We start from the raw sequence: 21,058 nt of genomic DNA, 5'->3' as shown, positions 1-21,058 counted from the left end.
CGGAAGCGGCGTACCGCTCTATCGCAATTCCGGACGGAAAATCGCTTTACACCCTTCGGCACGGTGTTCTTTCGGGCTGCCTTGTTTTTCAGCGGCTTGCCGAGCCCGAAGGCACGGCTTGCCTGAAAAGGGACGCCGGTTTTGCCGTTGTTTTCAAGAGATCTATCTTAGCCCTTGAGTTTCCGCTGAAATTCTTGAAGCTCTTTCAAGTCGGGTGCTGCTTTCCGACTGGAGCCGGCCGCGCATACCATGCTTTCGGGAACACAGAACATGTCTGGGAAACCGGATGGGAGGCACTGTGAGTGCAAATCATGACAGGGCGAACCTGCTCGAGGTTCGCGGCCTAACCAAGATATTCGGCACGCTGACGGCGTGCGATCACATCGATCTCAATATCGCAAAAGGCGAGATCCACGCGCTGCTCGGCGAGAACGGCGCCGGCAAGTCGACGCTGGTCAAGATGCTGTTCGGATCGCTCGAGCCGAACTCGGGCGAGATCTTCTGGGACGGCAAGCCGGTCAAGATCACCAACCCGGGCGCGGCCAAGAAGCTCGGCATCGGCATGGTGTTCCAGCATTTCTCGCTCTTCGAGGCGCTGACGGCGGCCGAGAACATCGCGCTTTCGCTCAATGATGGTTCGCCGATCAGCAGCATCGCGGCGAAGGCGAGGGCATTGTCCTACAGCTACGGCCTGCCGCTCGATCCGGATTCGCTGGTCGGAGATCTTTCGGTCGGCGAACGCCAGCGCATCGAGATCATCCGCTGCCTCCTGCAGACGCCGCAGCTCATCATCCTCGACGAGCCCACCTCGGTGCTGACGCCGCAGGAGGCCGACAAGCTGTTCGAGACGCTGGAGCGCCTGCGCGCCGAAGGCAAATCGATCCTCTACATCTCGCACCGGCTGGAAGAGGTCAAACGCATCTGCGACCGCGCCACGGTGCTTCGCCACGGCAAGGTCGTCGGCCACTGCAATCCACGTGAGGAGACGGCCGCATCGCTTGCCCGCATGATGGTCGGAAGCGAGGTGAAGGCGGTGGTGCGTGCGCCGGCGGAAGGCATCGAAACGGCGCCGGCGCTGCTGGAAATCCGCAGCCTCAGCCGCAAGCCGGCGACGCCGTTCGCCATCCCACTGAGGAACATCAACCTCACCGTACGTGCCGGCGAAGTGATCGGCATCGCGGGTGTGGCCGGCAACGGCCAGGGCGAGTTCTTCGAATCCGTCTCCGGCGAAGTGCTGCAGCAGGATACCGGTTCCGTGCGCATTCGCGGCAAGGACGCCGGCGGCCTTTCGATCACCGGCCGGCGGCTGATGGGGGCCGCCTTCGTGCCGGAGGAGCGGCTCGGCCACGGCGCAGCACCCCGCATGAAGCTTTCGGAGAACCTGCTTCTGTCTCGTCACGCCACTGACGGCAAGGCTTTCGTCGGTTCGGGCGGCACGGTGAAGAACGGCGCGGTTTACAGCGCTGCCCAGCGCATCATTAAAGCCATGGACGTGCGCAAGAGCGCGCCCGATCCGGAGGCCGCCGCATTGTCGGGCGGCAATCTGCAGAAATTCATCGTCGGCCGCGAGCTCGACCGCAAGCCGAGCGTCATGATCGTCAACCAGCCGACCTGGGGCGTCGACGCAGGTGCGGCCGCTCACATCCGCCAGGCTTTGATCGAGCTCGCCCGCAGCGGCTCCGCTGTCCTTGTCATCAGCCAGGACCTCGACGAATTGTTCGAACTGTCGGACGCCATCGCCGTCATGCACAACGGCGAATTGTCGACGCCGCTGCCGATCGCCGAGGCGACTTTCGAGAAGGTCGGCCTGTTGATGGGCGGCGCCGAGCCCGGCCATGCCGAACACAGCTTGGAGGTCGCATGATGCGCATCGAACTCGTCAAACGCCCGCAGCGCTCGGCGCTGTTCTCGATGCTGTCGCCTTTCATCGCCTTCGCGCTGACGATCATTGCCGGCGCCATCATGTTTGCGCTGCTCGGCGTCAATCCGCTCAACGCCTTCGAGATCTATTTCGTCGAGCCGATCAGCCAGGTCTGGCAGTTGCATGAGCTCGCGATCAAGGCAGCGCCGCTGATCCTGATCGCGGTCGGCCTGTCGGTCTGCTACAAGGCCAACATCTGGAACATCGGCGCCGAAGGCCAGTTCATTTTCGGCGCGATCTTCGGCTCGATCATCCCGGTGCTGTTCCCGCAATTCGAAGGCCCGCTGGTGATCCCGCTGATGCTTTTGCTGGGCATGGTCGGCGGTGCCTTCTACGCATCGATCCCGGCGCTTCTGAAGACGCGCTTCAGCACCAACGAGATCCTCACCAGCCTGATGCTGGTCTATGTCGCGCAGCTTTTCCTCGACTGGCTGGTGCGCGGCCCATGGCGCGATCCGCAAGGCCACGGCTTCCCGCAAACCATCCAGTTCGGCGATTCAGCCGTGCTGCCTGAGTTGATGCCGGATGCCGGCCGCGCCAATTGGGGTTTCGTCTTCGCGCTGGTCGCCGCGGTAGCGATCTGGCTGATGATGAGCCGCATGCTGAAAGGGTTCGAGGTCCGCGTGCTGGGGTCAAGCCCGAGGGCAGGGCGCTTTGCCGGCTTCGGCTTCAACAAGATGGTGTTCTTCGCCTTCCTTCTGTCCGGCGCGCTGGCCGGTCTGGCCGGCATCTCCGAGGTCTCCGGCGCCATCGGCCAGTTGCAGCCGGTGATCTCGCCCGGCTACGGCTTCACCGCCATCATCGTCGCCTTCCTTGGGCGCCTCAATCCGCTGGGCATCGTCGCGGCGGGCCTGGTGCTGGCGCTGACCTATCTCGGCGGCGAGGCGGTGCAGAGCGCGCTCGGTATTTCCGACAAAGTGGCGCGCGTGTTCCAGGGCATGCTTCTGTTCTTCGTGCTCGGCTGCGACACGCTCATCCATTACCGCATCCGCCTGATCGGCATGGCGCTGACGAAGCCGAAGGGCGCGGCGCTCGAAGCGGCGCCCAAGCTCGAGGAGGCTCGCTGATGGACATCACCGTCAACATCCTTTTGACCATCGCGACCGCGGCGACGCCGCTTCTGATCGCGGCGATCGGCGAGCTGGTGGTCGAGCGCTCGGGCGTGCTCAATCTCGGCGTCGAGGGCATGATGATCATGGGCGCCGTGGGCGGCTTCGGCGCCGGTTACCTCACCGGATCGCCGTGGATCGGCCTGCTAGCAGCTATCATCGTCGGCGCGCTGTTTTCGCTGCTGTTCGCCGTCATGACGCTGTCGCTCGCGACCAACCAGGTGGCGACCGGCCTGTCGCTGACCCTGCTCGGCCTCGGCCTCTCCGGCATGATCGGCACCAGCTTCGTCGGCCAGCCGGGCGTGAGATTGCCCAATTTGGACATCCCGGGGATCAGCTCGATCCCGGTAGTCGGCAAGCTGGTCTTCGGCCAGGACCCGGTCTTCTACATCTCGATCGCCCTGACCGCGGCGGTGATGTGGTTCCTGTTCAGGACGCGCACGGGCCTGACGCTCCGCTCGATCGGCGACAGCCATACGTCGGCGCATGCGCTCGGCATCAAGGTCATCCGCTACCGCTATCTAGCCGTGATCTTCGGCGGCGCCTGCGCAGGCCTTGCCGGCGGTCACCTGTCGCTGGTCTACACGCCGCAATGGGTCGAGAACATGAGCGCGGGTCGCGGCTGGATCGCGCTGGCGCTGGTGGTGTTCGCATCCTGGCGCCCGTGGCGGGTCCTGGCCGGCGCCTATATCTTCGGCGCGGTGTGGATCGGCCAGCTTCATGCACAGGCTTTTGGCATTCCGGTGCCTTCGCAGTTTCTTTCTTCGCTGCCCTATCTGGCAACCGTCGTGGTTCTCGTTCTAATCTCGCGCAACAAGCGGCTGACGATGATGAACACGCCGGCTTCGTTGGGGCAGCCATTTGTTCCGGATCGTTGACAACAACAAAAAGACGGGAAGCTCCAAGGCTTAACTCAGAGAGGTAACACAATGAAAAAACTGCTTATTGCGTTGATGACCACGGCCGCGGCCCTGTCCCTGGCGGCAACCGCCCAGGCCGCCGACAAGCTCAAGGCCTGCTGGGTCTATACGGGTCCGATCGGCGACTTCGGCTACTCCTATCAACACGACCAGGGCCGGCTCGAAGTCGAGAAGGCGCTCGGCGACAAGGTCGAGACCGCCTATCTCGAAAACGTCTCGGAAGGCCCGGACGCCGACCGCGCTTTCGAGCGCTTGGCGCGCGAGAAGTGCAAGATCATCTTCGGCACCTCCTTCGGCTTCATGGATGCCGAAGTGAAGGTCGCCAAGAAGTTTCCCAAGGTGATGTTCGAGCATGCCACCGGCTTCAAGACCGGCGACAATCTCGGCATCTACAACGCCCGTTTCTATGAAGGCCGCTATGTGCTCGGCCAGATCGCAGCCAAGGAATCGAAGAAGGGCCTCGCCGGCTACATCGTTTCCTTCCCGATCCCGGAAGTGGTGATGGGCATCAACTCCTTCATGCTCGGCGCGCAGTCGGTCAATCCCGACTTCAAGGTAAAGATCGTGTGGGTGAATTCCTGGTTCGATCCCGGCAAGGAAGCCGACGCCGCCAAGGCGCTGTTCGACCAGGGCGCCGATATCATCGTCCAGCACACCGACTCGACCGCCGCTCTGCAGGTCGCGGAGGAGCGCAAGCTGCACGGCTTCGGCCAGTCGTCCGACATGATCAAGTTTGCACCGCACGCGCAGCTGACCTCGCTGACCGACGAATGGGGCCCGTATTACATCAGCCGCGTCCAGGCGGCGCTCGACGGCACCTGGAAGCCTGACAATGTCTGGCTCGGCATCAAGGACGGCGCCGTCAAGCTCGCCCCCTACACCAACATGCCTGACGACGTGAAGGCGATGGCCGAGGCGACCGAGAAGAAGATCGCCGGCGGCTGGAACCCCTTCACCGGACCTGTCTCCAAGCAGGATGGTTCGCCCTGGCTGAAGGACGGCGAGGTCGCCGACGACGGCACGCTGCTCGGCATGAATTTCTACGTCAAGGGCATCGACGACAAGCTGCCGCAGTAAGCGGCAAATCGCTGAACCGAAACGAAAAAGGGCGCCCCAGGCGCCCTTTTTTTAGCTGCGTGGGTCCGCGTGGGCTGTCAGACGGCCGAGCCGTAGAGGTCGTAAGCATCGGCGCGGTCGATCTTGACAGTGACGATCTCGCCGGCGCGCAGCGGCCGCCGCGACTGGATGTGCACGGAGCCGTCGATCTCCGGCGCGTCGTATTTGGTGCGGCCTTTGCCGGATGTGCCATGCGCCTCGTCGATCAGCACCGGCAGGCGCTTGCCGACTTTCCTGGCGAGCTGCGTTGCCGAGATCTTCTGTTGGCGCTGCATGAAGCGGTGCCAGCGCGCTTCCTTGACCTCCTGCGGCACCTGCTCCAGCCCGAGGTCGTTGGAGCGCGCGCCCTTGACCGGCTCGTATTTGAAGCAACCGGCGCGGTCGATCTTGGCTTCGTCCAGCCAGTCGAGCAGCATCTCGAAATCGTCCTCGGTCTCGCCGGGGAAGCCGACGATGAAGGTCGAGCGGATGGCGAGATCCGGGCAGACCTCTCGCCAGCCACGGATGCGGTCCAGCGTCTTTTCGCCATGCGCGGGGCGTCGCATGTTCTTCAGCACCTGCGGCGAGGCGTGCTGGAAGGGAATGTCGAGATAGGGGAGGATTTTTCCCTCCGCCATCAGCGGAATGACATCGGCGACATGCGGGTAGGGGTACACATAATGCATGCGTATCCAGATGCCGAGCTTACCGAGCTCCTCGGCGAGGTCGAGGAATTTCGCCCGCACCTCGCGAGCGCCAAACATCGACGTCTGGTACTTGATGTCGATGCCGTAGGCGCTGGTGTCTTGCGAGATGACCAGGATCTCCTTGACGCCGGCCTTGGCGAGCTTTTCGGCTTCGCGCAGCACGTCTGCGGCCGGGCGAGAGACGAGATCGCCGCGCAGTGCCGGAATGATGCAGAAGGTGCAGCGGTTGTTGCAGCCCTCGGAAATCTTCAGATAGGCGTAGTGGCGCGGCGTCAGCTTCACGCCCTGCGGCGGCAACAGGTCAACATAGGGATCGTGGCTTGGCGGAGCCGCTTCGTGCACCGCCGCCATCACGCTTTCATAGGCCTGTGGGCCGGTGATCGCCAACACATTGGGATGCTTTTCGCGGATGACCTCCGGCTCGGCGCCGAGACAGCCGGTGACGATGACGCGGCCGTTTTCGGAAAGCGCGGAGCCGATGGCGTTGAGCGATTCGTCGCGGGCGGAATCGAGAAAGCCGCAAGTGTTGACGACGACGAGGTCGGCGCCGTCATGCTTGCGTGCGATCTCGTAGCCCTCGGCGCGCAGCCGCGTGATGATGCGCTCGGAATCGACGAGCGCCTTCGGGCATCCAAGACTGACGAAACTGACGCGTGGGACGGACATAAATTTGTTTTCCAAGAGATGAGGGCGAGATCGAGGAGCCTCAGGCTCCGAAGATCGATCTACGGCGCGCGGCTTTGAGCCATTTCGCGCGGCGCAATAGCACGCTTCGGCACAGAAGCAAACCTGCCAGCCGGCCACAACAAGAGGCGATGCAGCAGATGCTCGCCTTGAAAGAGCGTCAGTGGCCGTCCGATCCGAACCAGGGCGCCAGGAAAGCAAAATGGTCGGGAAATTGCTGCACGGCGCCTCCCAGAAGCATGTTCACCGCGACATAGAGGATGATCAGCAGGCCGACATAGGCGATCCAGCGGTATTTGTGCAGCAGGCGCGCGACGAAGGATGCGGCAAAGCCCATCAGCGCGATCGAAAGGACCAGTCCGATGATCAGCACCGTGGGATGCTTCATGGCTGCGCCGGCGACGGCGAGCACGTTGTCGAGCGACATCGAGACGTCGGCGATGACGATCTGCCAGGCAGCCTGCGAGAAGGTCTTGCGCGGGCCTTTGCCGGCGATCTTGCCGTCCTTGTTATAATCGCCGTTCGACAGCGCTTCTGTCGCGTCGCGCTCATCCTCGTGGCTGACGCGCAGCTCGCGCCACATCTTCCAGCATACCCACAGAAGCAGGAGCCCGCCGGCAATGAGCAGCATCGGGCCGATGCTCAGCAGCCATTGCGTGATCAGGGCAAAGACAATGCGCAGGACGGTGGCTGCCGCAATGCCGACCAGGATGGCGCGCTTGCGCTGATCGACGGGAAGGCCAGCTGCCGCGAGGCCGATCACAATTGCGTTGTCGCCGGCAAGCGCGAGATCGATTGCAACGACCTGGAGGAGAGCCGAAAGGCCTGCGGCAGTGAATATTTCCATCGACTAGAAATCCTTGCCTGAAATGAGCGTAGCCCTCTACCGGGACGGGCCTAAAGGCACGGTCCATCGGCGTCAAGACGCAGGGTTGGACATCGCCGGAAAACAAGGTCGGTAGCGCAAGTCCCCAAGGATCTAGGGTGATCGCCGGCAAGCTGGCGAGGCCGAAAACTAGAGCGTTTCACCGTTTCACGGAAACGGCGAACCGCTCTATCTCTTTGTTTTGACGCAATTCCGGACGGGAACCGCTACGCATTTTCCTGGAATTGCTCTAGTCGTAGAGATTATATTTGGCCCAGTCGGATTCCGGGATTTCGTCGCCGATCTTGTAGCGGAACTGCAGCACTTGCATATGGTCCGGCGCGGTCTGGCATTTGAACTTTAGCCGGTACCATTGGCCATTGCTGCGGAAGGCGGCGCCCGAGCTCTTGATGGCATCGGCGCTCATCTGCGGCGTGGCGAAGGCGTAGGCCACGACGCGGTCGGCCTTGTAGTTGCGATCGTCGTGGCTGATCCGGTCGAGAACCTCGGCGTCACACCGCTGCTCGAGGCGGGTCTGCGGATCGAGTTTCATCAGGCCGGCGCGCAACGCATTGTCCATCGCCTTGGCCAGGAAGACCGGCGTCAGCGACGCCAGAACCATCAGGCAGAGCTTTTTCATGGGCGCGACAAGCAGCATATTTTGTCCGATAAATCAAATAAACGGTGGTTTACCGCTTTCGGCTGCCAGCGCCGCATGGCTCCAAGGAATGCACCCGTCTGCAACCGTTCGTCACCTGGTGAGGAAGGGCATGATATCCACGTTATTAGCGGCCTCGTGCCGCTACAGTTTCGCAATGGCTGGTGTAATAAACGCTATTGCTTGTTGCCAATGGGCATTTTTGGGCGGGGGTCTTTCATCCCCGCTTTCGAAATTCCTATCGCTCCATTTGCAGACATACGCCCGAGCCTGTGGGTCGCGGACAATGAAGGCGATCAAATTAGCCTGTAATGCGAGATAATCCGGCCGCCGGGGGTGACCGACGCCCGGCTCGGACAGAACATCATCCATAACAAACTTGGAGTAGGACCGCGCCGACATTATCGCCGCCGCCTGCTGATAGGTCAGATTGCCAAGGGGCGGCTCACAGGTAGTGCGTTCGATCGCGTCGATCTGGTTCTTGGTGGCTGGAGTGCCGTCATCGCCGGGGATCGAAACCGCAATGTCGGAAATAAGCGGGCGCCCTAATTGGGTCTTCGCCCCGCTCCCGAAGAGCCAGCTAAAAAGCCCCATTTTGCTTCCACCTTCCCAGTGGGCATGATCAAAAGAACAGAGACAGAACAAAACTCTTGTGGGAAACTCCCGCCCTTGCGGGCATAGGACGACCGATGCTTGTAGATTGAGCGGGCCAGGTAGGGTTGCGGCGTCCTCAGCAACGATTAGCGCCGCAAGCCCTGTAGCCTTGGCTGGCACGGGCAGGCGGGAGGTAGTTAGCGCTACCTCCCGCTTCCATTCGACCGTAACCAGAATGGTTACAAGTTGCGTTTTTCGCAACACCTCACCGGGCGATGTCTACAGCTTTCTCCGTCCTGCCCCAAAAGCAAGCAGTCGCGCATCACCATCACCGCAGTCGGCAGAACGTCAAAGACTGGCTGGCTATCAAAGAAGCTGATGGCTGCACGTTCTCCGGCAGCAGGAATAGACCTCCTCCATCACGCCTCTGGCCGGGGTTGCGGCCCTGTAGTCGCCACTCGTTGATTTGATGAAGGCAACAAGCAATCTATCCGGTGGACCGCCGCCGCGATCTTCGGCCGACGATGCAGAAGCGCCCAACCGGTCGCTTTAGCCGCTGGACCATCGGAAAGCGTAGCCGGCGTGTCTCGCGGCATCGCTGGCGTTGCCGCCGTTGGAGTAGTAGCGACCATGAACTCGACTTGGCGCGGATTGAGGTCGGATGGTCCGGATCGGGCCAAGCTCGGCTAGGACGGGTTGCTGCGGTTTGGCCAAGGGATCGGCCGGGGCAGGCTTGGCGGCTTCGGCGAGCATGCCCGCCATGCCGCTGCTGCCGTGGCGAAAGAAACTCCTAACTATGGGGGAGGGGTTGCAATGGCATGGCTGCGGACTCGTCAGTGATGGATGGCCGCCCAGATTAGAAACCCAGCCAAGATCACGCCAGCCGCTACAACCGTGCGTACGACTCCGCGTTGCACCGTGGTAGTGAGGCCAAACCTTTCGATCGCCTCGCGCGGGTCGGACCGGAAGTCGGCTTGCATCTGGCGGCGGATTTTTTGCTGCAAATCCTCTTTCGACATCTGAATCTCATGGCCGGGCGGCGCCAGGCGCTCTATTGGCGGAGGGAGTGGGATTCGAACCCACGGTGAACTTGCGCCCACGCCGGTTTTCAAGACCGGTGCCTTAAACCGCTCGGCCATCCCTCCACTATGGTTTTTCAACCATTTTGGTCATCGCGACCGGTTGATTCGGTTGGCACCGAAGGCATTCCCCGGCCGGTTTGCGCTTCATTCCTGTAGTGCGGCTTTCAGGGCCGCGTCAACTACTGCGGCGGCACCTTCCAACTGTCACGGCAAAAGGTGGGCATAAATTCGGAGTGACCCGACGGCTACGTTGCCGGGGCCGGCGGAAACGACATGCACCTGAACGGCTGGGGGAAATCCGCTGGAAGAGACGGCGATCTAGCCAGTAGAATTAGTATTCTCTAAACTATGTCCGGGCGCCGAAGGAGGGTAACTATGTCGACCCGAGATGATCTACAGGAGCTTTGGGACTTGTATGTCGCAGCGTACCGATCGAGGAATGCATCTGGCTGTGCTGCCATCTTCACCGAGAACGCGGAAATGCATTCACCCTATGGGCCTCCGGCGCGGGGGCGAGCGGCAATAGAGGCGCTGCACGAAATTTGGGTTCAACATGCCGGGCCGAATAAAACCCTTCAGGTGATCGAAGCGGGTAGCTCCGGAATCTAGCGTGGACATTGGCTGGCTATTCGGAAGGAGAGGTGGTCGGCAACGGCACCTCGCTGAGTGTCTTTGAGCGTCAGGCTGGCGGAGGTTGGCTGATCCGGATGTGCAGTCTCAACAGTACTGATACCACCGGATAAATGTATAGCTGGCCACAACGGCACGGCGGCAATCATCCCAATCGCGCTGACGTGCGGCACGGCTTACGAATGGTAGCCAGGTTAGCTCGGCGCTTCGTCCTGGCGGACGGTTCGGCGCATTGACAATGACGTCATGACCCTTCCAATCTCAATCTGCTAATATTTCAAACAGGGGACAATCGTGAAGAAAGCCTATGAGAAACCCGCACTGACAAAGCGTGAGATGCTTTCTCGGGCAACCGCCCAGCAGGCGCCATCCAACCTGGAATAGCGCACAAACCTTTACTCTCTTATTCGGACTGGACGCGCCGGCCGTCTTATGGCTGGCGCTGTTGGCAGCCAAAATACTCGAACGAGCACGGACTTTCCGAGCGACGGTGTCACCGCCTCTCGCCACAATCTCGCCCTGTTGCGGCCATAATCGATTAACATCGTGATAAGCAATTCCTGTGCAAAAGGGATTGGGGATCAAGGTGTTGGCCTGGCGGGCGACTTCTGGCCCCGTCTGGTGACAGCACGGTAGGGGACAATCGAGACATGCAGACCCTGACGCGCCCGCGTCTTCGTCGCGCTTCTGCTTTCGCCCTGTGCGCCCTTTCGGGCCTGCTGCTGGCTGCCTGCGCCTCGCAACCCGAACCGAAGGGGATGGTCTACAAGAAGGCCCGCTCCAAGGAATATTTCGCCGAATCCGAATATGGCGTGAAGGCGAGCCCGCGTGTCCAGTTCATGCGGCGCGGCGGCGGCCGCGACCAGCTCGGCAAGCCCTATCAGGTGCGCGGCAAGTGGTACTATCCCAAGGAAGACAAGGGCTACGCAAAGGTCGGCCTGGCTTCCTGGTACGGCGATGCGTTTCATGGCCGCCTGACCGCCAATGGCGAAGTCTATGACATGACGCATCTGACGGCGGCGCATCCGACGATGCCGCTGCCGAGCTATGCCCGCGTCACCAATCTGGAGACCGGCAGTTCGGTGATCGTGCGCGTTAACGACCGCGGCCCCTATCACGAAGGCCGCATCATCGACGTTTCCGAACGCGCGGCGCAGATGCTCGACTATGCCAAGGTCGGCACGGCCAGGGTGAAAGTGGAGTATGTCGGCCGCGCGCCGCTCGACGGCAATGACGACCAGTATCTGGTGGCCTCCTATCATCCCGGCAACAACCGGCCGGATCCTTCGGACGGCCTGCCGACCGGCGTGATGGTGGCCATGAACGGCCCGTCGCCGAGCATGCCGGTCGCGGCGTCTCCGGCCGCCGCGCCGTTTCCGGGCCAGTTGACCAATTCGGGGCGGGCCTTTGCAGCGCAGCCGGGGCTTTCGGATCAGCCTGCCGTGCAGCCGGCCGCATTCGCCGTCCAGGGCGCCAGCGATGTCGCGCTGCCGGATTTCGGTCCAATCGTCCCAGAACGGCCGGATTTCACGCTTCCGCCGAACTCGCCCTTCGCCATGGCCTCCCTGTCTTACGCGGAGGAGCGGGTAGAGCGCGCCGATGTCTTTGCCGCGCTCGATTCCGGCGGCATGTCGCCGGCCGATATCCTGCGTTCATGGAAGAAATCGAACGGAGAGCTACAGACGCCTGCGTCCGACTATGTCGCCGCCGGTTCCTTCGACGAGGCCGCGAAGGCAAAGCGTGTGGCCGCAGCGCTCGAGCCGTTCGGCCGGACCGAGATCCAGCGCACCGAGCTCGACGGCAATGACTGGTATGCGGTCAATGTCTATCCAGACGACCATGGCAGCGTCGACGACCTGCTCCAGGCAGCCTGGTCGCATGGCGCGCCGGACGCGCTTGTTGTGCGTAACTGATCAAATTCGCGCTGCCCGTTGATCCGGCCGGAAAAACCCTGATAGCTTGGCCGTGGGGTAGTCTTTGCGCATTCTGGAGTGGCTCTGCGCTTTCCGGGTTGCTCAGATCGGGTCGACATTTCATGCAGTTCCGCATTTTTCTGCCTTTCGCCAGCCTTCTGGGATTGGCGCTGGTGTTGCTTTGCGCCGCCCCGGCGAGCGCGCAGCTCTTCGAGACCAAGGCGGCGCAGGCGTTCATGATCGATGCCGACACCGGCACGGTGCTCTTCGCCAAGGACCCCGACAAGCCAATCCCGCCGGCCTCAATGGCCAAGCTGATGACGATGGAAATGGTCTTCAACGCCATCAAGTCGAAGCGGATCACGCTCGACGACACTTTCGTCGTGAGCGAAAACGCCTGGCGCACCGGCGGCGCGCCGTCCGGAACCTCGACCATGTTCGCCAAGCTCAAATCCGAGGTCCGCGTCGAGGATTTGATCCAGGGCGTCACCGTGCAGGCCGCCAATGACGGCTGTATCGTGCTCGCCGAGGGAATGGCGGGCTCGGAAGCGAATTTCGCCGCGCAGATGACCGATCGCGCCCGCCAGCTCGGCCTCTCGAAATCGACCTTCGTCAATTCGACAGGCCTGCCGGCCGACGGGCAGCAGACGACGGTGCGGGAGCTGACGATGCTGGCGCTGCATCTGTGGCGCGACTATCCGGAGTTCTTCCACTATTACGGCCAGCCGGACTTCACCTGGAACAAGATCTCGCAGAGGAACCGCAATCCGCTGATCGCCATGGGCATCGAGGCCGATGGTTTCGTGGCAGGTGCCAGCGAGCAGGCGGGCTTCGGCCTGGTCGGCACCGTCAGTCACAACGGCACGCGTGTGATCGCCGCGCTCAGCGGATTGGCCAATGACCGCGAGCGCTCCGAAGAGGCGCGCAAGCTGCTCGAATGGGGCTCGCGGTCATTCCAGAAGACCGAGATCTTCGCCAAGGACGAGGTGGTCGGCGAAGCGCAGGTTTTCGGCGGCGCCAAATCCGGCTTGGCCTTGAAAGCCAAAGGCCCCGTGGACATCTTTCTGCCGATAGCCAACCGCGACAAGCTGACCGCCAGGATCGTCTACCAGGGTCCGGTGTCGGCACCGGTCGAGGAGGGGCAACCGGTCGGGGAATTGCGCGTTTGGATAGGCGAGACGCTGAGCCAGCAGACGCCGCTCTATGCCGCAGAATCGGTGAAGGTGGGCACGCTGCCGCAGCGCGCGCTCGACGCGGCCAAGGAACTCGCTGTCGGCTGGCTGCGTCAGAAACATTTGTGATCGGGCAAGTTCGTGGACCTTTTGTCGGACGGGAGCTATGACAGCGGCCAGCGCGAGCAGAGGCAATCTCGATTGGCGAGTGGATTTTTCATCACCTTCGAGGGCGGCGAAGGAGCAGGCAAGTCGACCCAGATCGAGCGGCTGGCGCGGCGCATGCGCGCCAAGAAATACGAGGTCCTGGTCAGCCGCGAACCGGGTGGATCGCCCGGCGCCGAGGCCGTAAGGCATGTGCTTCTGTCCGGGGCGGCCGAACCGTTCGGCCCGAAGATGGAGGCGATCCTGTTCGCCGCCGCGCGCTCCGATCATGTCGAACAGGTCATCCGGCCGGCGGTCGAGCGCGGCTCGATCGTGCTGTGCGACCGTTTCATCGATTCCTCTCGCGTCTACCAGGGCGTCACCGGCGGGCTCGATGCCGATTTCATGAAGGCGCTGGAGGCGGTGGCCATCAACGGCATGATGCCCGACATGACGCTGATCTTCGACATCGATCCCGCTGAGGGCCTGAAACGGGCCGCCGCGCGGCGCGGCGCCGGTGACGCCGCCGACCGCTTCGAGAAGGAGACCCTGGCCATCCACCGGCGGCGGCGCGAGGCTTTCCTGGCCATCGCCGCGGCGGAGCCGGAGCGCTGCATCGTCATCGACGCTTCCGCCGATCCCGATACGGTGGAGAATGTCGTCACCGCCGCCGTCTTCGCGGCGCTGGAAGAGCGGATGCCGGCGCAAAGGATTGAGACGGCGCCGGCATGATCTTCGAACGTATCGCCCCCGAACAACACGACACGCTGGACGGCGTGCCCGAGCCTGCCGAAACGCCGCGGCTGATCGGCCACGCGTCGGCGGCAGGGATGCTTGCCAGCGCCTACCGCGCCGGCAAGCTGCCGCATGCGCTGATTTTCGCCGGGCCGCAGGGCATCGGCAAGGCGACGCTGGCGTTCCACATGGCGCACCATCTTCTGAGATATCCGGATTTCAAGACGGCGCCCGACACACTTGCCGTTCCCGATCCGGCCTCCTCGCTGTTTCGCCAGATTGCCACCGGCGCGCATCCTTCGGTGCTGCATCTCACCCGTCCGGCCAACGAAAAGACCAAGAGCTTCAAGACGGTGCTGACCGTCGACGAGATCCGCAAGGTCAGCCGCTTCCTGTCGATGACCTCGCATGACGGCAGCTACCGGGTCGTCATCGTCGATCCGGCCGACGACATGAACACCAACGCTGCCAATGCCTTGCTCAAGAATCTCGAAGAGCCGCCGGCGCGCACCCTGTTCATTCTGGTGGTGCATGCGCCGGGCAGCCTGTTGCCGACGATCCGCTCGCGCTGCCAGATGGTGCGGCTGGCGCCTTTGGCCGCCGAGGAGCTGATGGCGGTGCTGGAAAATGTCGAGCCGCCGCCGCCGGAGGATCCGGGCGCGCGCGCAGCGCTGGCCGAGCGGGCAGGGGGCAGCGCCCGCAACGCGATCCTGCTCACCCAATATGGCGGGCTGGAGATCGCAGGCGCGCTCGACACGCTGGTGGCGGCCAGGAGGCCCGATATTGCCGGCGCCCATCGCCTTGCCGAGGCCGTGGCGGGACGCGACCAGGCAATCCAGTTCGACATCTTCAACCGCCGCGCGCTCGACCTGCTTTCGGCCGCCGCCAGCGAAGCGGCGCTGGCCGGCGATCTCGCCCGGGCCAAAACCCTGTCCGAGGCTTGGCACGAGGCGCTGAACACGATATCTGAAGCTGAGACCTACAACCTCGACAAGAAGCAGCACGCCCTGACGATGATCGACCGCCTGAATTCTGCGATGCGAATGTGACGGCTCGTTCGATGCATGCCGTTGGCCCAGTTTTGGGCGGCATGCATTGGCCTCGGGATGGCAATCGACGTCCCGATGCGATATCCACCGCCACAACTCACATTCAGACATTCATGACGGTTCATTCATGTCACGCGACACATTCTACATCACGACCGCGATCTCCTACCCGAACGGCAAGCCGCATATCGGCCATGCCTATGAGCTGATTGCCACCGACGCGCTTGCCCGCTTCCAGCGCCTCGACGGCAGGCAAGTCTTCTTCCTGACCGGCACCGACGAACACGGCATCAAGATGCTGCAGACGGCCCGCAAGGAAGACATCACGGCGCGCGAGCTCGCCGACCGCAACTCGGCCGAGTTCAGGCGCATGGCCACCGCGCTCAACGCTTCCAACGACGATTTCATCCGCACCACCGAGGAGCGGCATTACGCGTCCTCGCAAGCGATCTGGAAGGCGATGGCCGCCAATGGCGACATCTACAAGGGCGGCTATGCCGGTTGGTATTCGGTGCGCGACGAGGCCTATTACGGCGAGGAGGAGACCGAGGTTCGCCCCGACAATGTCCGCTACGGGCCGCAGGGAACGCCGGTGGAATGGGTCGAGGAAGAAAGCTATTTCTTCCGGCTGTCGGCCTACCAGGACAGGCTGATCGCGCTTTACGAGAGCCAGCCCGATTTCATCGGTCCGGCCGAGCGCCGCAACGAAGTGATGAGCTTCGTCAAATCGGGGTTGAAGGATCTGTCGGTCTCGCGCACCACTTTCGACTGGGGCGTGCCGGTGCCGGGCGACGAAAAGCACGTGATGTATGTATGGGTCGACGCCTTGACCAATTACATCACCGGCGTCGGCTATCCCAATGAAAACGATGAGAAATGGCGGTTTTGGCCTGCCGATGCGCACATCATCGGCAAGGACATCGTGCGCTTCCACGCCGTCTATTGGCCGGCCTTCCTGATGTCGGCGGGAATCCCGTTGCCGAAGCGCGTCTTCGGCCATGGCTTCCTGTTCAACCGGGGCGAGAAGATGTCGAAGTCGGTCGGCAACGTCATCGACCCGTTCACCATGGTCGAGCACTACGGTGTCGACCAGGTGCGCTATTTCTTCCTGCGCGAGGTGCCGTTCGGCCAGGACGGCAATTACAGCCATGAGGCGATCGTCAACCGCACCAATGCCGATCTTGCCAACGGCCTCGGCAATCTGGCGCAGCGCTCGCTGTCGATGATTGCCAAGAACTGCGGCGGCAAGGTGCCGGCGCGCGGTGACCTTACCGAGGCCGACACGGCGATCCTCGACCAGGCGGTCGAAGCGCTGGCCGTTTCTCGTCGGGCGATGGCGGAGCAGGGCATCCATCTGGCGCTGGCGGCGATCTTCGGCGTTGTTGCCGAAGCCGACCGCTATTTCGCCTCTCAGGAGCCGTGGGCGCTGCGCAAGACCAATCCGGAGCGCATGGAAACCGTGCTGTGGACGACGGCCGAGCTGGTGCGCCGGGTGACGCTGCTTTGCCAGCCCTTCATTCCCGGATCGGCCGCCAAGCTGCTCGACCTGTTGGCAGTGCCTGCTGACAGCCGCGCTTTCGAGCACGTCCATGCCAACCACGCGCTGGAGCCAGGCACTGCCTTGCCGGCGCCGGAGGGCGTATTTCCGCGCTATGTCGAGCAGGATGGCAATAGCTGATGCTGGTCGACAGCCATTGCCATCTCGACTTCCCGGACTTCGCCGAGGAGCGGACGGCTGTCGTCGCCCGCGCTCTCGCCGCCGGGATCGGCCGCATGGTGACGATCTCGACGCGCGTGAAGCGTTTTCAGCAAATTATTGAAATCGCTGAATCTTTCAATGAGGTCTATTGCTCTGTCGGCACACATCCGCACAATGCGGCGGAAGAGCTGGACGTCACCACTGACGAGCTGGTGCGGCTTTCCGGCCATCCCAAGGTGGTGGCGATCGGCGAGGCCGGGCTCGATTATTACTATGACAAGGCGCCGCGCGATGCGCAGGCGCAAGGCTTTCGCACCCACATCGCGGCCGCGCGCCGGACGGGCCTGCCGCTGGTCATCCATGCGCGCGATGCCGACGATGACATGGCGGAGATCCTCGAGGACGAAACAGGGAAGGGCGCCTTCCCCTTCATCCTGCATTGTTTTTCGTCGGGACGCAGGCTGGCTGAAGTCGGCGTGGCGCTGGGCGGCTATGTCTCCTTCTCCGGCATCCTAACCTTCAAGAACTCCGCCGAACTGCGCGCCATCGCCGCCGACGTCCCGCGCGACCGGCTGCTGGTCGAAACCGACGCGCCCTACCTTGCGCCGGTCCCACATCGCGGCAAACGCAACGAACCGGCCTATGTGGCGAACACGGCCAAGGTGCTCGCCGAGACCATCGGCGTCAGCGAGGCCGAGATCGCCGATATCACCACCGGGAACTTCTTCAGGCTGTTCACCAAGATGCCGCGTCCCGAAACGGCTGCGGGCTGAGACATGAGCGACCGGCTGCGCTTTACCGTTCTTGGCTGCGGCTCATCGCCCGGCACGCCGCGCATCACCGGAGATTGGGGCAATTGCGACCCCAAGAACCCGAAGAACCGGCGCATGCGCACGGCCGCGCTGGTCGAGCGGATTGCCGCCAACGGCGCGCGCACCACGGTCGTCATCGATACCGGGCCGGATTTCCGCGAGCAGATGCTGCTGGCCTCCGTCAAGCGCATCGATGCGGTCGTCTACACGCATCCGCATGCCGACCACATCCACGGCATCGACGATCTGCGCGGCTATGTGCTCGAGCAACGCCATCGCATCGACATCCATGCCGACGAGCCGACCATGCTGCGGCTGCGCCAGGCGTTCGGCTATTGCTTCGAGACGCCGCCAGGCAGTTCCTATCCGCCGATCGTCAAGGCTCACATCATCGATCACGCCAGGCCGGTCGTGATCGAAGGCGAGGGGGGTCCCCTCACCCTCGAGCCGCTGCCGCAGTTCCATGGCGACATCATCTCGCTCGGCTTCCGCATCGGCGGGCTTGCCTATTGCCCTGATATCAGCGGCTTCCCGGACGCCACCGTTGAGCGTTTGCGCGGCCTCGACACGCTGGTCATCGATGCGCTGCAGTACAACACCCATCCCAGCCATCTGTCGCTCGGCCAGGCACTGGAGTGGATCGAAAAGCTGGCGCCGAGGAACGCCGTGCTGACCCATATGCATGTGCCGCTCGACTATGCCGCCGTAATGGCCGAGACGCCGGAGCATGTCGTGCCGGCCTATGACGGCATGGCGATCGAAATTCCTTACGAATCAGAGCGGTAGCGACAGCTGTTCAGTCGGCGCCGCAGTTCGTCCGTCGAAAGCTTCCGCTGCGATCTCGAAGTCGAAGCGCTGCTGCGGCGTTTGTTGCCGGCAGCGAAAGCCGCAGCAATTCCTGGACGTGCCCGCCACGCCTCAGTTCCATAATCTATCTTATGCGACTTTTGGCATGGCCATGGGATGCCGGAAAGCGCGATGTCACGCAGCCCCTGCTTGCCAACCCTTGCGGAGCTGTTGTGCATTCTCACGCCGGTTTTGTCCCGTGGTGCTAGTAGGTGGATAGTAAGTAGTTGGAGGCAAGGTGTCCCACGATGACGAGAAAGACGATAATGAATATTATCATCCAGCCTATTATGGTCGAAGGCCTCAATGCGGTTTGTCCCTTGGTGCTGAAGACCGTGTTTAGCAATGCCGCATGATCAGCGCTCTAACGTGGCGGTAAAAACGCATGCCGGTCAAGTTGCCGTTACGCCCTAGAAATAGTCGAGAATGCCGCTGAAGGCAGCCGCCATCGCAACAGCGTGGGCTACGACGACCGCCGGCCATCGGACGCCGCCGCCCGGGGCAACGAATGCGCCATAGGCCGGAAACTGTACCAAAGCCAGCCCCACGGACAGGCTGGTGACGGTTTTGTCCGTCAACAGCGTCACCAGCATCGGTATCGGATAGAGCGCGCGCGCCAAGACCCAGTGGCCATGCCCGGCTCCGGCGGAGAAGAGTGCCAGCAGCAGGGCGACAGGCGTCGCGCACAGGCCGAAAATGAGCCCTGCCCGCCATGAGAGCTTTGGCACTATACCTCCGGGGTTGATATCGTCATCGAGATGTCCCGCTCAGCGTCTCAGTTGAGATCCGACAGCTCATCATCGAGGTTCAGCGCCTGCCGGGCGGTCGCGTCGAGCGCGCAGCTGACCATGATGTTGCTCTGGCGATCGGTGTTGAAAGTTTCGGCAGACGTGTAGTTTCTCATTGGCTACCGCAGGCGAAAAGGCGGTAACCAACAGAGCCACCGAGAATATAATACTCTCCATCACGGTAACCCATTTGTTGCCTGAGATGCGAATTGTCGCAAGGCTCCAGGCCGAAGCAATTACCCTGCCCCAAGCTGCCATAGCCCGGCGCCGCAACAATGAAAGCGTCCAGAAAATGACTGCCTCGCCTTGCTTTCTCGGCTTTCCCGATCGCCTCGCCGACGGCCGCGTGCCCCGCGCCGTGATTTTTGGAGCCGGTCACGGGACCACTTATCCGGGCCAGGACAGCAGCGGCCAGGCCTTGGCCGCCGATGCCATCCGCGCCGCGAGCCAGGACGATGCACCGCTCTTCGATCGCTGGGATTTCGACCTCGGCGGTCCGCTGTTCGATGGCGGACCGGTCTGCTGCGTCGATGCCGGCGATGTCTTGACCACCATGCATGACAATGCCGGCAACCGGGCCCGTATCGAGGCGAAGACGCGCGAGGTGCTGGTACTGCCGGCGGTGCCGATCCTGCTTGGCGGCGACGATTCCGTCGTCATTCCCTTCCTCGCCGGCTTTGCCGATCACGGGCCAATCTGGATCCTGCAGATCGACGCCCATATCGATTGGCGCGACGAGGTGCATGGCGAACGCTACGGCTATTCGAGCCCGATGCGGCGGGCGAGCGAGATGGCGCATGTCGCCGGCATGGTGCAGGTCGGCCTGCGCAGTGTCGGCAGCGCACGCATCGGCGAAATTGAAGCGGCGCGGCGCTACGGCAGCCGCTTCGTCACGGCTCGCGAGGTTCACGCCCAGGGCGTCGAAGCCGCTTTGCGGCATATTCCGGAAGGCGCGCGCGTCGTCGTCACCCTTGACTGCGACAGCCTCGATCCATCGATCATGCCGGGCGTGGCCGCGCGCACGCCTGGCGGCCTCAGCTACACGCAGGCGATCGACCTGATCGCAGGCCTCGGCAAGCGGGCGAGGATTGCGGGATTCGACCTTGTCGAGCTCTATCCTCCCGCCGACATTGACGGTCTGTCGGCCATCACCGCGTCGCGTCTTGTTGTCAACGCGATCGGCGCCATTGTCCGGCAGACCGGCTGAGATCCGATCGGATGGTCTAGAAAAAGCAGTTCAGAAACGCCGCCGTCACGTCCGAGATGCCGACGATCTTGTTGGTCGCCTGGCGGTAGAATTTGAAATTGAGCTCGGTCTCGGGCCGGCCGTCCTGCCAATCCTTGAAGCGCTTGAGCTCATTGCGACCCAAATGTCTCGTCGCCAGGGCGGTGCGGCGGACGGCAACGGTGACGCGCGGCGTCTGCCGTTCGAGATCCGGACGCCCGGGGGTGGCCTCGGAGGATGTCACGACGCCGCGCGCGACAAGCCCTCGCCCGCCTTCGTTCTCGCTGGCGAACAGGTAGATGACGTCGCCCTCGGCGATGCGCTTGCCGCCATACATGGTTTTCTGCGCGGCGAACACGAATCTCTCCGCCGCCGGGTCCTGGATCTGGGTCTTGATGGCGTATGCCATG

The 21,058-nt window shown here is 62.7% G+C and carries 21 protein-coding genes and 1 tRNA gene; 13 read left to right on the top strand and 9 right to left on the bottom strand.

The annotated features are described in order from the left end of the window. Positions 1 to 286: 286 nt before the first annotated feature. The 4 genes from LB525_RS23440 to LB525_RS23425 are packed head-to-tail and all read left to right on the top strand — an operon-like array spanning position 287 to position 5,027. The gene (locus LB525_RS23440; protein ID WP_224547624.1) at positions 287 to 1,864 is read left to right on the top strand and encodes an ABC transporter ATP-binding protein; all 1,578 of its coding nucleotides are present in this window, start codon (positions 287 to 289) and stop codon (positions 1,862 to 1,864) included. Then, positions 1,861 to 2,988: an ABC transporter permease gene (locus LB525_RS23435; protein WP_224547622.1), complete on the top strand. Its 1,128-nt coding sequence runs from the start codon at positions 1,861 to 1,863 to the stop codon at positions 2,986 to 2,988. The genes LB525_RS23440 and LB525_RS23435 overlap by 4 nt, the downstream gene beginning before the upstream one ends. Further along, positions 2,988 to 3,908 (top strand): ABC transporter permease, encoded by a 921-nt coding sequence (locus LB525_RS23430; RefSeq protein ID WP_140843343.1) that lies wholly within the window; start codon positions 2,988 to 2,990, stop codon positions 3,906 to 3,908. The genes LB525_RS23435 and LB525_RS23430 overlap by 1 nt, the downstream gene beginning before the upstream one ends. 51 nt (positions 3,909 to 3,959) lie before the next feature. Beyond that, positions 3,960 to 5,027 (top strand): BMP family ABC transporter substrate-binding protein, encoded by a 1,068-nt coding sequence (locus tag LB525_RS23425; RefSeq protein ID WP_140545690.1) that lies wholly within the window; start codon positions 3,960 to 3,962, stop codon positions 5,025 to 5,027. A gap of 77 nt (positions 5,028 to 5,104) precedes the next feature. Here LB525_RS23425 and rimO read toward each other — a convergent pair whose 3' ends face one another. The 6 genes from rimO to LB525_RS23395 all read right to left on the bottom strand — a co-directional run bounded on the left by rimO (position 5,105) and on the right by LB525_RS23395 (position 9,698). Next, on the bottom strand, positions 5,105 to 6,418 hold the full coding sequence (rimO, locus tag LB525_RS23420; protein ID WP_224547620.1) for a 30S ribosomal protein S12 methylthiotransferase RimO: 1,314 nt from the start codon (positions 6,416 to 6,418) through the stop codon (positions 5,105 to 5,107). A gap of 178 nt (positions 6,419 to 6,596) precedes the next feature. Next, a complete protein-coding gene (locus LB525_RS23415) occupies positions 6,597 to 7,283 on the bottom strand; it encodes a TerC family protein (RefSeq protein WP_095765435.1) in 687 nt (228 codons plus the stop codon). 268 nt (positions 7,284 to 7,551) lie between these two features. Then, positions 7,552 to 7,959 (bottom strand): DUF930 domain-containing protein, encoded by a 408-nt coding sequence (locus LB525_RS23410; protein WP_224547618.1) that lies wholly within the window; start codon positions 7,957 to 7,959, stop codon positions 7,552 to 7,554. 144 nt (positions 7,960 to 8,103) lie between these two features. After that, positions 8,104 to 8,553: a hypothetical protein gene (locus LB525_RS23405; protein WP_224547616.1), complete on the bottom strand. Its 450-nt coding sequence runs from the start codon at positions 8,551 to 8,553 to the stop codon at positions 8,104 to 8,106. Positions 8,554 to 9,386: 833 nt separating this feature from the next. Further along, the gene (locus tag LB525_RS23400; protein ID WP_224547614.1) at positions 9,387 to 9,572 is read right to left on the bottom strand and encodes a hypothetical protein; all 186 of its coding nucleotides are present in this window, start codon (positions 9,570 to 9,572) and stop codon (positions 9,387 to 9,389) included. Positions 9,573 to 9,608: 36 nt separating this feature from the next. Next, a tRNA-Ser gene (locus LB525_RS23395) sits at positions 9,609 to 9,698 on the bottom strand. 285 nt (positions 9,699 to 9,983) lie between these two features. On the opposite strand from LB525_RS23395, the gene LB525_RS28745 reads away from it, so the two are divergent. The 8 genes from LB525_RS28745 to LB525_RS23360 all read left to right on the top strand — a co-directional run bounded on the left by LB525_RS28745 (position 9,984) and on the right by LB525_RS23360 (position 18,575). Beyond that, positions 9,984 to 10,244 carry a YybH family protein gene (locus tag LB525_RS28745; protein WP_411971042.1) on the top strand — a complete coding sequence of 87 codons (261 nt, stop codon included), beginning with the start codon at positions 9,984 to 9,986 and terminating at the stop codon, positions 10,242 to 10,244. 671 nt (positions 10,245 to 10,915) lie between these two features. After that, on the top strand, positions 10,916 to 12,178 hold the full coding sequence (locus tag LB525_RS23390; RefSeq protein WP_224547612.1) for a septal ring lytic transglycosylase RlpA family protein: 1,263 nt from the start codon (positions 10,916 to 10,918) through the stop codon (positions 12,176 to 12,178). A 122-nt stretch (positions 12,179 to 12,300) separates the two neighbouring features. Beyond that, the gene (locus tag LB525_RS23385; RefSeq protein ID WP_140843361.1) at positions 12,301 to 13,479 is read left to right on the top strand and encodes a D-alanyl-D-alanine carboxypeptidase family protein; all 1,179 of its coding nucleotides are present in this window, start codon (positions 12,301 to 12,303) and stop codon (positions 13,477 to 13,479) included. A 72-nt stretch (positions 13,480 to 13,551) separates the two neighbouring features. After that, positions 13,552 to 14,226 (top strand): dTMP kinase, encoded by a 675-nt coding sequence (gene tmk / locus LB525_RS23380; protein WP_140636683.1) that lies wholly within the window; start codon positions 13,552 to 13,554, stop codon positions 14,224 to 14,226. Further along, complete coding sequence (locus tag LB525_RS23375; RefSeq protein WP_224547610.1) at positions 14,223 to 15,278, top strand: DNA polymerase III subunit delta'; 1,056 nt, start codon at positions 14,223 to 14,225, stop codon at positions 15,276 to 15,278. Before tmk ends, LB525_RS23375 begins: the two co-directional genes overlap by 4 nt. Before the next feature lie 127 nt (positions 15,279 to 15,405). Next, a complete protein-coding gene (gene metG / locus LB525_RS23370; RefSeq protein WP_224547607.1) occupies positions 15,406 to 16,956 on the top strand; it encodes a methionine--tRNA ligase in 1,551 nt (516 codons plus the stop codon). Further along, the gene (locus tag LB525_RS23365) at positions 16,956 to 17,750 is read left to right on the top strand and encodes a TatD family hydrolase (protein WP_224547606.1); all 795 of its coding nucleotides are present in this window, start codon (positions 16,956 to 16,958) and stop codon (positions 17,748 to 17,750) included. The genes metG and LB525_RS23365 overlap by 1 nt, the downstream gene beginning before the upstream one ends. 3 nt (positions 17,751 to 17,753) lie before the next feature. Beyond that, positions 17,754 to 18,575 (top strand): MBL fold metallo-hydrolase, encoded by an 822-nt coding sequence (locus tag LB525_RS23360; protein WP_224547604.1) that lies wholly within the window; start codon positions 17,754 to 17,756, stop codon positions 18,573 to 18,575. Between the two features lie 470 nt (positions 18,576 to 19,045). Here the strand turns inward: LB525_RS23360 and LB525_RS23355 are convergent, their stop codons facing one another. Together LB525_RS23355 and LB525_RS28605 are read right to left on the bottom strand one after the other, a co-directional pair. Next, positions 19,046 to 19,363, bottom strand: a complete 318-nt coding sequence (locus LB525_RS23355; protein ID WP_224547602.1) for a hypothetical protein — start codon at positions 19,361 to 19,363, stop codon at positions 19,046 to 19,048. A 47-nt stretch (positions 19,364 to 19,410) separates the two neighbouring features. Further along, a complete protein-coding gene (locus LB525_RS28605; protein WP_263492866.1) occupies positions 19,411 to 19,539 on the bottom strand; it encodes a hypothetical protein in 129 nt (42 codons plus the stop codon). Between the two features lie 176 nt (positions 19,540 to 19,715). Here LB525_RS28605 and LB525_RS23350 point away from each other — a divergent pair, with 176 nt between their 5' ends. Then, positions 19,716 to 20,630: an agmatinase gene (locus LB525_RS23350; RefSeq protein WP_224547600.1), complete on the top strand. Its 915-nt coding sequence runs from the start codon at positions 19,716 to 19,718 to the stop codon at positions 20,628 to 20,630. Between the two features lie 16 nt (positions 20,631 to 20,646). Here LB525_RS23350 and LB525_RS23345 read toward each other — a convergent pair whose 3' ends face one another. After that, positions 20,647 to 21,057, bottom strand: a complete 411-nt coding sequence (locus LB525_RS23345) for a hypothetical protein (RefSeq protein ID WP_224547598.1) — start codon at positions 21,055 to 21,057, stop codon at positions 20,647 to 20,649. Position 21,058: the final 1 nt, after the last annotated feature.

Source organism: Mesorhizobium sp. CA16, assembly GCF_020165175.1.
GTDB lineage: Bacteria > Pseudomonadota > Alphaproteobacteria > Rhizobiales > Rhizobiaceae > Mesorhizobium.
This window is presented reverse-complemented; position numbering and strand designations above follow the sequence as displayed.

Excerpts from the sequence above, each read along its gene's own strand:
- LB525_RS23390 (WP_224547612.1), top strand. The coding sequence starts at position 10,916 with ATGCAGACCCTGACGCGCCCGCGTCTTCGTCGCGCTTCTGCTTTCGCC.
- LB525_RS23350 (WP_224547600.1), top strand. The coding sequence starts at position 19,716 with ATGACTGCCTCGCCTTGCTTTCTCGGCTTTCCCGATCGCCTCGCCGAC.
- LB525_RS28605 (WP_263492866.1), bottom strand. The coding sequence starts at position 19,539 with ATGAGAAACTACACGTCTGCCGAAACTTTCAACACCGATCGCCAGAGC.
- metG (WP_224547607.1), top strand. The coding sequence starts at position 15,406 with ATGTCACGCGACACATTCTACATCACGACCGCGATCTCCTACCCGAAC.
- LB525_RS23375 (WP_224547610.1), top strand. The coding sequence starts at position 14,223 with ATGATCTTCGAACGTATCGCCCCCGAACAACACGACACGCTGGACGGC.
- LB525_RS28745 (WP_411971042.1), top strand. The coding sequence starts at position 9,984 with ATGTCCGGGCGCCGAAGGAGGGTAACTATGTCGACCCGAGATGATCTA.
- LB525_RS23360 (WP_224547604.1), top strand. The coding sequence starts at position 17,754 with ATGAGCGACCGGCTGCGCTTTACCGTTCTTGGCTGCGGCTCATCGCCC.
- LB525_RS23410 (WP_224547618.1), bottom strand. The coding sequence starts at position 7,959 with ATGCTGCTTGTCGCGCCCATGAAAAAGCTCTGCCTGATGGTTCTGGCG.
- LB525_RS23345 (WP_224547598.1), bottom strand. The coding sequence starts at position 21,057 with ATGGCATACGCCATCAAGACCCAGATCCAGGACCCGGCGGCGGAGAGA.
- LB525_RS23440 (WP_224547624.1), top strand. The coding sequence starts at position 287 with ATGGGAGGCACTGTGAGTGCAAATCATGACAGGGCGAACCTGCTCGAG.
- LB525_RS23425 (WP_140545690.1), top strand. The coding sequence starts at position 3,960 with ATGAAAAAACTGCTTATTGCGTTGATGACCACGGCCGCGGCCCTGTCC.
- LB525_RS23415 (WP_095765435.1), bottom strand. The coding sequence starts at position 7,283 with ATGGAAATATTCACTGCCGCAGGCCTTTCGGCTCTCCTCCAGGTCGTT.
- LB525_RS23435 (WP_224547622.1), top strand. The coding sequence starts at position 1,861 with ATGATGCGCATCGAACTCGTCAAACGCCCGCAGCGCTCGGCGCTGTTC.
- LB525_RS23365 (WP_224547606.1), top strand. The coding sequence starts at position 16,956 with ATGCTGGTCGACAGCCATTGCCATCTCGACTTCCCGGACTTCGCCGAG.
- LB525_RS23400 (WP_224547614.1), bottom strand. The coding sequence starts at position 9,572 with ATGTCGAAAGAGGATTTGCAGCAAAAAATCCGCCGCCAGATGCAAGCC.
- LB525_RS23405 (WP_224547616.1), bottom strand. The coding sequence starts at position 8,553 with ATGGGGCTTTTTAGCTGGCTCTTCGGGAGCGGGGCGAAGACCCAATTA.
- LB525_RS23430 (WP_140843343.1), top strand. The coding sequence starts at position 2,988 with ATGGACATCACCGTCAACATCCTTTTGACCATCGCGACCGCGGCGACG.
- LB525_RS23385 (WP_140843361.1), top strand. The coding sequence starts at position 12,301 with ATGCAGTTCCGCATTTTTCTGCCTTTCGCCAGCCTTCTGGGATTGGCG.
- rimO (WP_224547620.1), bottom strand. The coding sequence starts at position 6,418 with ATGTCCGTCCCACGCGTCAGTTTCGTCAGTCTTGGATGCCCGAAGGCG.